The sequence below is a fragment of the Clostridioides sp. ES-S-0006-03 genome, assembly GCF_020662275.1.
Taxonomy (GTDB): domain Bacteria; phylum Bacillota; class Clostridia; order Peptostreptococcales; family Peptostreptococcaceae; genus Clostridioides.
Genome location: NZ_JADGMM010000015.1, coordinates 97,393 through 112,276 on the forward strand (window position 1 = coordinate 97,393; position 14,884 = coordinate 112,276).

The window sequence follows — 14,884 nt, forward strand, 5'->3', positions numbered from 1 at the left end:
TTATAATCACACCCTTTTAAACCAAATGTCTTTTGCATATTCAGAAATTGTTCTATCAGAAGAAAAAAATCCTGAATTAGCTATATTAACCAAAGACATTGTATTCCATTTTTCTTTATCACGATATAGTTTGTTTATATTTGCTTGAGCTTGCCCATAATTTTCAAAATCCCTCAATACAAAGTATTCATCATTGTAAGTGGTAAGTGAATTATAAATACTTCTACCTTCTTCACCTAGGTTAGGAATAAATCCATTTATTAAGTCATCTACTACTCTTTTTATATCCATGTTAGAATGATACAAGTCAAGTGAAGAATATCCACCAAACTTATTATAATTAAGTACTTGCTCTGCACTAAGTCCAAATAAAAACATATTTTCTTTTCCTACTTGTTCACATATTTCTACATTTGCACCATCTAATGTTGCTAAAGTTATAGCACCATTCATCATAAACTTCATATTACTTGTTCCTGATGCTTCTTTTGTTGTCGTTGAAATTTGTTCACTCACATTTGCTGCTGGTATTATTATCTCTGCTAATGATACACCATAATTCTCTATAAATACGACTTTTAACTTGTCCTTTACTCTAACATCATTATTTATAGTACTTGCAACTGAATTTATAAATTTAATTATGCACTTGGCTAAATAATATCCTGGTGCAGCTTTTGCTCCAAATATAAAAGTTCTTGGGTCAATATTTAAATTAGGATTGTCAAGTAATTCATGATACATATGGAGTACATTAAAAATATTCAATAGCTGCCTTTTATAAGCATGCAACCTCTTAACCTGAACATCAAATATAGAATTAGGGTCGATATTTAAATCGTATTTATCATTTATAAAATTTGCTAAATTTACTTTATTATTGTATTTTATATCATCAAGTCTTTTTAAAACAGAAGAATCATTTTTAAATTTTTCAATATTCTTTAGCTGTAAAGTATCTGTTTTCCATGAATCACCAATTAAATCTGTTATTAAATTGCTAAGTTGCGGATTTGAACTTATAAGCCATCGTCTATGTGCAATTCCATTAGTTTTATTGTTAAATTTATTTGGTTCGTCTTGATAAAAATCTTTTAAAACTTCTGTTTCAAGAATTTGAGTATGAAGCTTAGCAACTCCATTTACACTGTGACTTGTTACAATACATAAATTTGCCATATTTATGTTATCCCAGTCTATTATACTCATTCTCCTTATTTTATCTTGGTCATATCCTTTATTATTTAATTCTTCTACATACCTTCTGTTTATTTCTTCTATTATCATATAAATTCTTGGTAATAACTCTTTTATCATACTTACAGGCCACTTTTCCATTGCTTCTGACATTATAGTATGATTAGTATAAGATACTGTTTTTTTAGTTATCTGCCATGCTTCATCCCAAGATAAGCCTTCTTCATCAAGTAAAATTCTCATAAGTTCTGGTATACACAAGGTAGGATGTGTATCATTTATATGAATTGCCACCTTATCAAATAAATTACTGATGTTTAGTTTATTCTTTTTATACTTCCTTATTATATCTTGTACACCTGCACTTACAAAGAAATACTCTTGCTTCAGTCTCAATAATTTTCCTGCATAATTTGAATCATCAGGATACAACACCTGTGAAATTTCTTCAGTATAGTACTTGTGTTTTAGGGCCTCTTCATAACTTCCTGAATAATTTAGAGCATTTGAAGTAAGTTCTCCAAAGTCTCTTTTTGGTATCTCACTTTTAAATAATCTTAAAGTATTGATACACTGATTCTGGTATCCGATTATTGGTATATCATAAGGCATTGCCATTACAGGAAGATAGTTTTTATGGACTACTTTTAAATGGTTTCCCTCCTTAATCAACTCTACTTCTCCACCAAACTTTACAATCGTCGCTTCATTTGGTCTTACAGTTTCCCATGCATAGCGTCCTTCTGTAAGCCAGTTATCAGGTACTTCGACCTGATAACCATTTACAAATTTTTGTTCAAATAAACCGTATTTATATCTAATTCCATATCCTTGACCACTTATGTTCAAAGATGCCATAGAATCTAAAAAACATGCTGCTAATCTTCCAAGACCACCATTCCCTATAGCTGGGTCTACCTCAGCTTTGATTAAATCATCTAAGTTAATTCCTAATTCTAGTAATCCTTCTCTAACTTCTTCTTCAATATTTAAATTTAGTAAATTAGATTTTAATTGTCTTCCTATTAAAAACTCTAGACTAAAATAATAAACCTCTTTTTTCTTATCTAATTTCGTAGCAACCCATTTTTTTGCTATTTCATCTTTCAGTAGACTACATAATACATTTAACAATTGTTCATCAGTAGCTTCCTTGATAGACTGTGCATATAAGCTATACATTTTCACTTCAAATTTTTGCTTGAATTTCTTTTTGCTTATTGTTACCAAAAAAACCACTCCTTTAATCACATATGTCTCTATATGTTTCTATATACTCCTTAGCTGATTTTTTCCAACTATTATCAGTATTCATTGCATTTTCAACTACTTTAATCCATTTTTCTTTATCTTTAAAAACTTTAATTGCATTTTGCAAACAGAAAAACATCTCATGAGCATTGTAATTTTTAAAACTAAATCCATTACCTTCTCCAGTAAATTGATTGTAAGGTATTACAGTATCTTTAAGTCCTCCAGTTTCTCTAACTACTGGTAAAGAACCATATCTCATAGCTAGCATTTGACCTATACCACAAGGTTCAAATAGTGATGGCATCAAGAATATATCACTTGCAGCATAAATTTGTTGAGCCAACGATGCATTGAATGTAATTCTAGCAGATACTTTATCTGAAAAATTAGAATCATAATAATTAAACATTGATTGATATTGATGTTCCCCAGTTCCTAAAATGACAATTTGTAAATCTTCCCTCATAAGCTCAGGCATCATATAGGCTATTAAATCAAATCCTTTTTGAGAAACTAGTCTTGAAACTATCCCTATTAATGGAATAGATGAATCCTTTTTTAATCCTAATATATCTTGTAATCTTAATTTATTTTCCAATTTTTTCTCAATAGAATTTACATTGTAATTGACAAATATATCCTTATCTTTCTCAGGGTTATTCAAGTCATAATCTATGCCATTTAATATCCCTTTTAATTTGCCTGATTCCTTTCTAAGCAAACCATCTAATTGTTCTCCATAAAAAGATGTTTGTATCTCATTTGCATAAGTAGGACTAACAGTTATAACTTTATCTGCAAAATTTATTCCAGCTTTCATAAAATTTATTGAACCATAATACTCTATATCTCCATTATCAAAATATTTTTCAGGTAAATCTAATATATCATTTAAGACATACTTATCAAATACACCTTGATATTGTAGATTATGTATAGTATACATAGTTTTTATATTTTTATACCCCTCAAGGGTTGCATATCTCTCTTTTAAAATTAATGGTAACATACCTGTGTGCCAATCATTTATATGTATTACATCTGGATAAAAGTCAATTCTACTTATAGCTTCTAAGACAGCATCTGTAAAGAATGTATATCTTTCTGCATCATCTCCATACCCATAAATACTCTTTCTCTCATCTTCTCTTCTAAAATAAAATTCATTGTCTATAAAATAAAATTTAACACCATCTAGTTCCATTTCTAAAAGACCACAATATTGATTTCTCCATCCAACGCGTACACTAAAAACGGCTATTTCTTTTAATTGATCTTTTAAATAACTTGGTATAGTTGAATATTTAGGCATTACTACCCTTACATCTACACCTTCTTTTTTTAATTCTTTAGGCAATGCATAAGATACATCTCCTAATCCTCCAGTTTTAGCAAAGGGCCAACACTCTGCTGTTACATAAAAAACCTTCACTAGCTATTCCCCCTTCTAAAAAATATTTTTATATATTCGTATTTTTTTCTACTACAATAGGATATTTTTCATCTCCTTTTAACTCTTTTCCTTTTGATACACTTGTATTTTTATCTAGTATTGCATTATATAGTTTTGCATTTGACTTTATTACACAATTTTGCATTACTATTGAGTTTTCTATAACTGTTCCTTTTTCAACATTAACTTTTCTAAATATAATGCTATCTTTTACAGTACCTTCTATTAAGCAACCTGATGCTATAAAACTATTTTCTACCTTTGCACTATCTGTGTAAATTGTAGGTGACTCATTCTTTTCTTTAGTAAATATTTTTCTTTCAGAATACAGTAATTCATCAGCCACTTCTATTTCTAATAAATCTTTGCTCATTTGAAAATATGATTCAACAGAATTTACACATTTCAAATATCCTGTATACTCATAAGCTCCTATTTTCATATTTTCTGCTTCTTCAACAATGAACTCTTCTAAATAACAATAATTCCCTTTATTTACAATATTATATATACATTCTACAAAATCTTCACGTTTCATAATATATGTTTCCATACATATATTTGCTCTAGGGAATTTTCCTAAATTATTTCCTACATTTATTACTCTGTTATTACTATCTAAGTTTAAGGTTAGATTACCAGCAAAATCTTTATTTGCATTGTTTACATTTTTATATATTATAGTTATATCATTATGAGATTTTTTATGGTACTCCAAAGCCTGAGAGTAATCTAGGTTACATAACATATAACTTGGAGCTATTAAAATGTATTCTTCTTCACTTTTCTCTATATAATCAAGATTAGCTAGTATTGTGTATATATCTCCTTCTCTATGTGAGTAAGTATTTCTATACTTAGTATTTTCTGGGCTAAAAATTGATAAACCGCCCTTTTTTCTACTTAAATCCCAATCTTTTCCACTACCTATATGGTCTGTCAATGATCTATACTTTTCTTTTGCGAATATTCCAACTTTTGTGATTCCTGAATTTATCATATTAGATAGAGCAAAGTCTATTATTCTATATCTTCCAGCTATTGGTGTAGAAGCTATCGGTCTTCCATAATTAAGTTTATTTATTGCAGGGTCTCCTTTTTTGTTTAAATTTATTATACCTAAACATTCATTTCTCATCTTAAAGACCTCCTTCTATTAATACGCATCTAGGCTCTATATTTTCATATTCAGAAACTACATTTATCTCATTATTTACATTTTTTATCTGAACATTGTCATTTATAGTTGCACATTCACCTATCATAGCTTTTTCTATAGTTACATTTTCTCCTATTACAACATTTGGCATGATTACTGAATCAATTACTTTACTTCCTTTTCCAACAACAACTCCATGTGATAATACAGAGTTTCCTACTTCTCCTAAAATTCTACAACCATCAGCTATCATTGATCTATGAACATTTGCACTTTTGCCTATATATTGAGGAGGCATTGCCATTGTATTTGTATATATCTTCCATTTAGGGTCTGATAAATCCAGTGTTTCTGGAGATTTAATTATATCCATATTTGCATCCCATAAACTTTGTATAGTTCCTACGTCTCTCCAATACCCCTTAAATGGATATGCATACATTCCAACATTATCCTCTAACATTTTAGGTATTAAATTCTTTCCAAAATCATCATAATTTATATCTGAATTTTTTTCTGCTTCTTTAAAATAACTTCTCAACATTTTCCAATCAAATATGTATACTCCCATAGATGCCAAATTACTTTTAGGTTCACCTGGCTTTTCTTCAAATTCATAAATACTTGAATCTTCATTTGTATTCATTATGCCAAATCTAGAAGCTTCATCCCAAGGTACTTCAATTACTGCAATCGTAGCCTTAGAGCCTTTTTCTTTATGAAATTTTAGCATTTTACTATAATCCATCTTATATATATGGTCACCAGATAATATTAATACATATTCTGGATTATAGGTATCTACAAAATCCATATTCTGATATATAGCATGTGCTGTACCATTATACCAATTTCCCTCTTTTTCATTCATAAATGGTTGTAATACATATACTCCACCATTTATTCTGTCTAAATCCCAATGACTTCCCATACCTATATGAGAATTTAATATCAGTGGTCTATATTGAGTTAAAACACCTACAGTATCTATACCAGAATTTGAACAATTACTTAAAACAAAGTCAATAATTCTGTACTTTCCTCCAAATGATACAGCTGGTTTTGCAATTCTCTTTGTGAAAACTCCAAGTCTTGAACCTTGCCCCCCTGCCAAAATCATAGCTAACATCTCTTTTTTCATTTAATGACACTCCCCTCATCTAGTAATTAATATTTATAATTGCATTTTTACCTTTATAAACTTTTAGTCAATAAATGTTGTGTATAAATTTTGCCCAAATGATAATGTAATAAGAGTAAAATAATATAAACTATACAATTTCTATAATGTATACCCCATAATTACTTTATTGAAGTATACATTATTTTCCATAAGTGCTATAGTACTTATAATATTCAATTCCTAGTTAGAAAATAATATAAACATTTATTTTATAGATATAAAAAATATTTTTTATAAATCAATTTATATCATACAAACATACTTAAATTTTTATGCTTTTTTGATTTGATAATAATAGAACATAATATGACATGATTATCTAAAAATCTTTAAATAATTACTAGTTAATTTTATTTTTTGTTATTTGCTCATCTATGATTAAATCAGTGAATTATAAAATTTTAGTTCTATTGTTAGACATATTCATTATGTTTGATATTTTTATAACTATATATGTTATCAATATAAATATCCAAATTAAAGTTACTTTCTTTTCCTATATGTTTTATTTAATATTATATAACACTTTTTACATTAGTAAAGGGTAAATTGTATAAAAATTCTGTTAATTTATTTTTAAAATCGCGTTTTATAAATAAAAACAAAGAAGAAGACCTAAAAAACTATAAGTCTTCTTCTTTTCAATGTGCATTCTATACTATATTTAATTAATTCGACATTTAATTTCCATTTCCTTCCTACTATAAAAAAACTCTTTTATTTTTTTAATGAATCATTTCCACTAAATGCATCTTTTACATCTAATATATCATTTTTATCATCACTCATGACTTCTTTTATTCCTTTGAATGTTCCTAAGAAATTAACTGCTTCTGAAGGTAAAACCAATTTTGTTGACTTACCTTCAGCCATTTTTTCAAGTGCTTCCATAGATTTTAATGCTAAGATATTATTGTCAATGTCAGACTCTTTCATAGCTGAAAATACTAATTTCAAACCTTCTGCAGTAGCCATTTGAGTTCTTTTAATCATTTCAGCTTCACCTTGTGCTTTAGCAATAGCTGTTTGTCTTATAGCCTCAGCTTCACCTTCTGCTACCAATATAGCAGACTCTTTTTCTCCTTCTGCTACACGTACCATAGCTTCTTTTCTTGCTTCTGCTGTTAATATAGCAGATTGTTTTTCTCCTTCTGCTTGTAATATAGCAGCTGACTTATTACCTTCTGCTTGAAGTATTGCTTCTCTTCTTTCTCTTTCCGCTCTCATTTGCTTTTCCATCGCAACTTGAATATCATGAGGAGGCATTATGTTCTTTAACTCTACTCTATTTACTTTTATTCCCCATTTATCTGTTGCTTCATCAAGGATTGTTCTCATTTTTACATTTATTATATCTCTTGATGTTAGTGTTTCATCTAAATCAAGTTCACCAATTATATTTCTTAAAGTTGTAGCTGTTAGATTTTCAATAGCAGCTATTGGATTTGCTATTTCAAATACATATCTAACTGGGTCTGTAACTTTATAATATACAACTGTATCAATCTGCATAGTTACATTATCTTTAGTTATAACTGGCTGAGGTGGGAAATCTATTACAATTTCTCTCAAGTCAATCACATATGCCATTTTATCTAAAAATGGTATCAAGAAATGTACTCCTGTTTCAGCCACTTTTTGAAACTTACCAAGTCGCATTATTATACCTACTTTAGATTGTTTTATTACTCTTATACAAGTTAAACTTATTGCTACTACTACTATTATTAATACAATACTTAAAACAACTTTCATGCCCATAAATATATCCTCCTTTTATTTTATTGATTCGTCACACTAGTTGCAGAATTTACTTTTTTAACAACTAGTTTTACCCCTTCTATTTTTAATACTTCTACTGTAGAACCCTTATCAATCTTTTCATCATCTATAGAAATAGCAGTCCATGTTTCATGTTCAACTACAACTAAACCAGTTTGATTTGGAGAAATTTCCTCTGTAACAACACCTTTTTTAGATATCATTGCTTGTAAATTGGTATTAGATTTATAAGTTTTATCTTTTTTTACAATTTTCTTAGTAGCTACAACTAACATAGCTATAGAAATTACAGCAAATATTAAAACTTGTAAAAATATACTCTTTATAAAAGTACTTAAAAATATAAGTATTACTGCTCCCACACTAAACCATATTAGTGTTAAGCTTGGAGTCAACATTTCTGCTATTCCAAATAAGACTGCTACTATTAACCATATCAACTTCATACTATCTACCCTCTTTTCATATGAATTATCAAACACTATATAAATCATATTCTTTATACAATATATTTGAATATGATTTTAAACAATCAACCAAAAACCAATAAAATAAGTCAATTTGAGATTAATTTAATAGTATTATATCAGCATACTTTGTTAAAGTTGTTACAAAGTAGTATCAAATATTAGTAATTAAATAATCAAAAACTTGTTCATTGTTAACGAAATGTTACTTATTAAATCTGTTGCATTTACTGTATACATACTTTTTCCTAACTTATCTCCTATATAACCATGTACATATGCTCCACTCACTGTAGCTTCAAGTATATCCATACCTTGACCTACAAAAGAAGTAATCATACCAAGTAAACAGTCTCCCATTCCACCAGTTGCCATACAACTATTTCCTGTAGGATTCATATATGTTTCTTTACCATCTGTTATGATAGTTTGATATCCTTTTAAAAGGACAACTACATTGTATTTTTGAGCAAATTCTTTCGCCACATCTACTCTATGTTCTCTTATATACCCAATTGAGTCACCTGTCAACCTGGCCATTTCTCCCAGATGTGGAGTAATTACAAACTTATTTTTCCACTCTAAAAACTTATAGCATCTATCCTTCATAACATTTAATCCATCTGCATCCAATATTATTGGACAACTAGAGTTTTCTACTACTCTAAGTAATCTCTCAAAAGTTTTGTGATTATCTCCCATTCCTGGACCAAAACCAATTGCATTGCTAGAACTCAATAGTTTATCAACTCTCTCTTCTTCAAAATTTACAGTCATTGCTTCAGTGAGTCTAATAGATACTTTTTCTTGTACATCTTTACTACTAATCAAAGTTACAAGACCACTTCCACTTTTAACAGCAGATTCAGTTGCTATGAAACTAGCCCCATAAAATCCTTTTGAGCCTGCAACTATAGATACTTTTCCAAAATCACTTTTAAATCCATTCTTATCTCTTCTTCTAATATTATTTTTTACAAAACTCTCATCAGTTATGAATTCATCATTATGGTATTTTCTTGTAATAAAATCTGGAATACCTATTTTTTCTACAATTACATCCCCAATAAGTGAGTTTACATCATAATTTAAAAAACCTCTTTTATAAAACTCAAAACTAATTGTTTTTTTTGCTTTAATACAAATTCCAAGTATACTTCCTTTGTCACTATCTATACCAGATGGTATATCTATAGAATATGTATTTTTGCTGTTATCATTTACTATATCAATTACTTCTTTAAAAATACCAGTTATTTCTCTCTTTAGTCCTGTTCCAAATATTGCATCTATTACAACATCACTTTTAGATACTGCTTCCTTAAACATTGTTAAATTTTTATTTTTAATTATACTCTGTTTTTCTGTTTCAATAATTTTATCTACTTTATTTTTATTTATATAGTCATTATATTCCTCACTTAAATCATTTTTATCAATATTTATAATATTAATCCCCATATTTAAAAGTATATTATAATTGATTTTAGAACATTCACTTAGTTTCTTGATATTACCAATTAAAAAGACATTTACATTTTTTTCTTTTAGCTTTAAATGTCTTGCTATTCCAAGACCATCTCCACCATTATTTCCAACACCACATACAATTGTATAATCATTATATATATCTATATCCATGTTTCTCATTGCAGATATTACTGCATTTTCCATCAATACAATCATTGGAATTCCCAATTCTTCTACGCATGCATTATCAACACTTCTACTTAAATTCGCTGTACCTATCAACACATATCATCACTCCTATAAAATTAAATACTTCCTAAAATATTTAAATAAAAACATATAAATATCTACTGAAGTCTTTTTAATCTTGTAAACATCTTGACTAAAAACATCAAAAATAAGATTCCTAAAAATAATTAAAAAAATAATAAAAATTCTGAATTGAAATAATCATTCAATTTATTATATCATATAATTTTGGTCATTATATTACTTCAAAATCTATTTTCATTAATTCTATAAAAAGTTTACCTTTTGCTCAATTTGTTTCTAAAATCCAAATGAATTTTAATTTTTATTTATAAATTAAAATTTAAGAAAACTACCCAATCCTATACATAAAACTTTTTTTATTCGAACTCAATTTTCTGATAATTTAATAATTTTTCAAAATTTATTGTTGACTTTTATTTTTTACTGTATTAAACTAATTACTATACAAAATATAAAACAAAATTTTCAAAATTATTAAATTAAAAGGAGAGGTAAATATGAAGACTTTATTAAACAAACAAGTACGATTTTTTAGTAGCCAATTTAGTTAGGGTTTGTAGCTAAGTTAAGACAAATTGTCATAACATAGATACAGACCCCTTAGGATTACCATTTTTAAGGATTGTATCTATGTTGGCTATAGTGATTGTTGTTAAAGTTTTTATTTTATCATCATATTATAGAGAGCCACATGGATTATACTGTGTGGCTTATTCGTGTTTTTGCCATACAGTTATATGTACTGTGTGGTTTTTTTATATCCAAAATTTAATTTTCAATTAGATTTAAAAAATTATTTTAAAATATTTTCAAAGGGGTGTTTTATTTATGTCAGGTATTATATCTGTAATGACGCAAAGTTTAATTTTATCAATCATGGCACTGGGGGTTTATATAACTTACAAAATCTTAGATTTTCCCGATATGTCTGCTGATGGTAGCTACACAATGGGAGCTTCTATTGTAGCATTTTCTCTTACTAATGGGATTTCTCCTATAGTAGCAACTTTAATGGCTATTTTATGTGGTTGTATTGCTGGTCTTGTAACTGGTATACTTCACATTAAATTTAAAATATCTAACTTACTTTCTGGTATTTTAGTTATGGGAATGCTCTACTCTATCAACCTAAGAATAATGGGAAAATCAAATATCCCACTATTTAGTTTTAAGCATTTATTCAATGGAGAAATATCTCCTATAGTTTTAGCTCTAGCATTTGTACTTATCTGTAAAGTGCTTTTAGATTTATTCTTAAAGACAGGTCTTGGATACACTCTAAAAGGTGTTGGTGACAACTCTCAAATGATTAAATCTTTGGGTATAAACATTGGTTCTATAAAAATATTAGGGCTTATGATTTCAAATGGACTTATAGCTTTATCTGGTAGTTTGATGGCTCAATTCTTAGGATTCTCAGACGTAAATATGGGTATCGGAACTTTAGTACTTGGAATTGCATCTATCATAATTGGTATTACATTATTTAAGAAATTTACTTTTATTAAAAATACTACTGCAATAATTGTTGGTTCTTTCATATACCAATTCACTATATACTTTGCAATGAGTTTAGGTATGTTATCAACTGATTTAAAACTAATAACTGCCATAGTTATAATAGCTTTCTTAGCTACTGGTAACTTAAATATCTCACTAAAAAAAACAAGTGCAAGGCTAGTACCAAAAATAAATCTGAAAAAAGAGGTGTTATAGATGTTACAAATTAAAAATCTTTCAAAGAGTTTCCCAAATCCATACGGTCAACCTAATACTATATTTGAAAATTTATCCCTTAGTATAGAAGACGGTGAATTTGTAAGTATCATAGGTAGTAATGGAACTGGTAAATCTACTTTATTAAATATAATATCGGGATTATTAAAAGAATCTTCTGGTGAAATCACTCTAGGTAATACTAATATAACAAATTTAGCTGAACACAAAAGAACTCAAATAGTAAGTAGAGTTTTTCAAGACCCAAGCTTAGGAACTTGTCCTTCTATGACAGTTAGAGAAAATTTATCTTTGGCTCTTAATAAGGGGAAATTGCTAAATTTAAAAAGATGTCTCCGTCATAAAACAAATGACTTAGAACACTTACTTGAAGGAATTTCTCTAGATTTAAAAAAATACTTAGATATCAAAGTACAATATCTTTCAGGAGGTCAAAGACAATCACTTTCACTAATTATGTCTAGTTTAGCAAGCCCTAAGGTTCTATTATTAGATGAGCATACAGCAGCACTTGACCCAAAGACATCAAATGAAGTAATTGAATTAACTGATAAAATTATAAGAGAAAAAAATATAACTACACTTATGGTAACTCACAACTTAAAGCATGCACTTCAATATGGAGATAGATTAATTATGCTCCATAAAGGTGAAGTTGTCTTAGATGTAAAGGGAAAAGAAAAAGAAGAATTAACAGTTGAAGAAATCTTAGAAAAATTTGAATATGCTGTTTAAAAGTATGTATTATGATAATTTAATTTTAGCTTAGTTACAAATTAGTTTATTTATAAAATAATTTTAAAGTCATAATATTTTTAGCAATACTACAATAATTCATATGAATATATGAACATATATAACAATAAAATTTTCGAGGGGGATATAAAAATGATTAATAAAAAAAGATTGGTAAGTTTAATTTTAGCTGGTACTCTTGGAATATCTATGCTCACTGGATGTTCTCAAAATGGAGGCTCAGATGCTTCAAAAGACAATGAAAAAACAGACAAGAAAGAAATAAAAAATATAGGAATCACTCAATTAGTAGAGCATCCATCTTTAGATAAGGCAAAACAGGGATTCATAAAAGCACTAGAAGATAAAGGTTATAAGGATGGAGATAATATAAAAATAGACTTCCAAAATGCACAAAATGATATGCCTACTACACAAAGTATTGCAAGTAAATTCGTATCTGATAAAAAAGATTTGATATATGCTATATCTACACCTTCAGCTCAAGCAGCTTATAATGCTACTAAAGATATACCTATAATAATGACTGCTGTTACAGACCCTGTAGAGGCTGGCTTGGTTAAATCTCTTGAAAAACCAGGTGGAAATGTTTCAGGTACATCAGATTATCTTTCAATTGATAAAACACTTAAATTAGTTAAAACTTTAACTCCAAAAGCAAAGAAAATAGGCGTTATATACAATACTAGTGAAGTTAATTCAAAAATACAAGTTGATTCTCTACATGATTATGCTAAGAAAAATAATTATGAAGTTGTTGAAAAAGGAATCAGTTCTTCAAGTGAAGTTAATCAAGCTATTTCTAGTTTAGTTGGCAAAATAGATGTTTTATATGTTCCTACTGATAATTTAATAGTTTCTTCTATGCCTATAGTTTCTAAAGTAGCTAACGAAAACAAAATACCTATAATAGCTTCTGAAGAAGGCTCTGTATCATCTGGTGCTTTAGCTTGTTGTGGGATAGACTACGAAAAACTAGGTTACAAGGCTGGAGAACTTGCTATTGAAGTGTTAGAGGGTAAACCTGTTGGTGATATACCTGTTGCTATGTTAGATGAAACTGAAATAATAATCAATGAAGATACACTAAAAGCACTTGACATGCAAAAGCTATCAGCAGATAATATAAAGTATATAAAGTCAGATAAAAATGCAAAATCTGCAGAGTAAAATGTAGTAAATTCAAAAAAGTAGGTAATATGAAAACTTTATATAGTAAGTACTCTTATCCACCCTAACCCTTTGAAAATTGTACTTATTGTAGCAATTTATTGCATATAAAGTTATTCATTTTCCATAAAGTCGTCTATTTTGACGACACATTATGAAAGTTATATAACTTTCTAATCATTATTTGAGCTGTCTAAATAGAAATTTAAATTTCTTAGACAGCTTTTTTTTATAAATTTTAATATCTACAGCTTTATCTTCATTCCATATTTTTCTTTAATTAAATATTTTTTCACAAAATTTCCATTCAATCCACAAGTTTAGGATAACGTTTTTTTCAATTGATATATTCTCTTTTGAAAAGTCTAAGTATACACTATGTAGTATCTTAATTAAATTTAGTAGTTGACTTTTATTATTGTATAATTTATAATTTATAACAAGTCAAGAATACATATAATTTTCTGACTAATTAAAATATTAAAAGGGAGAGATAATTATGAATACTTTATTAAACAATAAAAAATATTATTATTACTATAGCCACTATTTCTAGGGTTTGTACCTACGTTTTAACATAGATACAGACCCCTTAAGACTAGCAAAACTTTGGGATTGTATCTATGTAGGCTATATTGTTTATAGAGTTTTCATTTAACTATATAAGAGCCACATAGATTATACTATGTGGCTTATTCGTGTTTTTACCACATAGTTGTTTATACTATGTGGTTTTTTTATATACAAAATTAACAAATAATTAAAATTATAAAAATATTTTTAAAGGAGTGTTTTATTTATGTCAGGTATTATATCTGTAATGACGCAAAGTTTAATTTTATCAATCATGGCACTAGGGGTTTATATAACTTACAAAATCTTAGATTTTCCCGATATGTCTGCTGATGGTAGCTACACAATGGGAGCTTCTATTGTAGCATTTTCTCTTACTAATGGGATTTCTCCTATAGTAGCAACTTTAA

The 14,884-nt window shown here is 28.0% G+C and carries 11 protein-coding genes; 4 read left to right on the forward strand and 7 right to left on the reverse strand.

Going from position 1 to position 14,884, the window contains the following annotated elements; all coding sequences use genetic code 11:
* Positions 1 to 6: 6 nt before the first annotated feature.
* The 7 genes from IR151_RS17030 to IR151_RS17060 all read right to left on the reverse strand — a co-directional run bounded on the left by IR151_RS17030 (position 7) and on the right by IR151_RS17060 (position 10,250).
* Entirely contained in the window at positions 7 to 2,427 is a 2,421-nt protein-coding gene (locus IR151_RS17030) for a glycogen/starch/alpha-glucan phosphorylase (protein WP_227436763.1), read from the reverse strand.
* A 13-nt stretch (positions 2,428 to 2,440) separates the two neighbouring features.
* The gene (glgA, locus tag IR151_RS17035; RefSeq protein WP_227436765.1) at positions 2,441 to 3,883 is read right to left on the reverse strand and encodes a glycogen synthase GlgA; all 1,443 of its coding nucleotides are present in this window, start codon (positions 3,881 to 3,883) and stop codon (positions 2,441 to 2,443) included.
* A gap of 28 nt (positions 3,884 to 3,911) precedes the next feature.
* On the reverse strand, positions 3,912 to 5,042 hold the full coding sequence (gene glgD, locus IR151_RS17040) for a glucose-1-phosphate adenylyltransferase subunit GlgD (RefSeq protein WP_227436767.1): 1,131 nt from the start codon (positions 5,040 to 5,042) through the stop codon (positions 3,912 to 3,914).
* Between the two features lies 1 nt (position 5,043).
* Positions 5,044 to 6,204 (reverse strand): glucose-1-phosphate adenylyltransferase, encoded by a 1,161-nt coding sequence (locus IR151_RS17045; protein WP_227436768.1) that lies wholly within the window; start codon positions 6,202 to 6,204, stop codon positions 5,044 to 5,046.
* Positions 6,205 to 6,963: 759 nt separating this feature from the next.
* The gene (locus tag IR151_RS17050) at positions 6,964 to 8,007 is read right to left on the reverse strand and encodes an SPFH domain-containing protein (RefSeq protein ID WP_227436770.1); all 1,044 of its coding nucleotides are present in this window, start codon (positions 8,005 to 8,007) and stop codon (positions 6,964 to 6,966) included.
* A 20-nt stretch (positions 8,008 to 8,027) separates the two neighbouring features.
* Positions 8,028 to 8,474, reverse strand: coding sequence for an NfeD family protein (locus IR151_RS17055; protein WP_227436772.1), 447 nt, complete (start codon positions 8,472 to 8,474; stop codon positions 8,028 to 8,030).
* 189 nt (positions 8,475 to 8,663) lie between these two features.
* On the reverse strand, positions 8,664 to 10,250 hold the full coding sequence (locus IR151_RS17060) for an NAD(P)H-hydrate dehydratase (RefSeq protein WP_227436773.1): 1,587 nt from the start codon (positions 10,248 to 10,250) through the stop codon (positions 8,664 to 8,666).
* A gap of 816 nt (positions 10,251 to 11,066) precedes the next feature.
* On the opposite strand from IR151_RS17060, the gene IR151_RS17065 reads away from it, so the two are divergent.
* The 4 genes from IR151_RS17065 to IR151_RS17080 all read left to right on the forward strand — a co-directional run.
* Entirely contained in the window at positions 11,067 to 11,954 is an 888-nt protein-coding gene (locus IR151_RS17065; RefSeq protein ID WP_227436775.1) for an ABC transporter permease subunit, read from the forward strand.
* Positions 11,955 to 12,710, forward strand: coding sequence for an ATP-binding cassette domain-containing protein (locus IR151_RS17070; RefSeq protein ID WP_227436777.1), 756 nt, complete (start codon positions 11,955 to 11,957; stop codon positions 12,708 to 12,710).
* A gap of 153 nt (positions 12,711 to 12,863) precedes the next feature.
* The gene (locus tag IR151_RS17075) at positions 12,864 to 13,901 is read left to right on the forward strand and encodes an ABC transporter substrate-binding protein (RefSeq protein WP_227436779.1); all 1,038 of its coding nucleotides are present in this window, start codon (positions 12,864 to 12,866) and stop codon (positions 13,899 to 13,901) included.
* A gap of 799 nt (positions 13,902 to 14,700) precedes the next feature.
* Positions 14,701 to 14,884: ABC transporter permease subunit (locus tag IR151_RS17080; protein ID WP_413927371.1), on the forward strand; the 184-nt coding region annotated here is incomplete at its 3' end.

Coding starts and splice junctions, on each gene's coding strand:
- IR151_RS17045 (WP_227436768.1), bottom strand. CDS start 6,204: ATGAAAAAAGAGATGTTAGCTATGATTTTGGCAGGGGGGCAAGGTTCA.
- IR151_RS17050 (WP_227436770.1), bottom strand. CDS start 8,007: ATGGGCATGAAAGTTGTTTTAAGTATTGTATTAATAATAGTAGTAGTA.
- IR151_RS17075 (WP_227436779.1), top strand. CDS start 12,864: ATGATTAATAAAAAAAGATTGGTAAGTTTAATTTTAGCTGGTACTCTT.
- glgD (WP_227436767.1), bottom strand. CDS start 5,042: ATGAGAAATGAATGTTTAGGTATAATAAATTTAAACAAAAAAGGAGAC.
- IR151_RS17070 (WP_227436777.1), top strand. CDS start 11,955: ATGTTACAAATTAAAAATCTTTCAAAGAGTTTCCCAAATCCATACGGT.
- IR151_RS17065 (WP_227436775.1), top strand. CDS start 11,067: ATGTCAGGTATTATATCTGTAATGACGCAAAGTTTAATTTTATCAATC.
- IR151_RS17055 (WP_227436772.1), bottom strand. CDS start 8,474: ATGAAGTTGATATGGTTAATAGTAGCAGTCTTATTTGGAATAGCAGAA.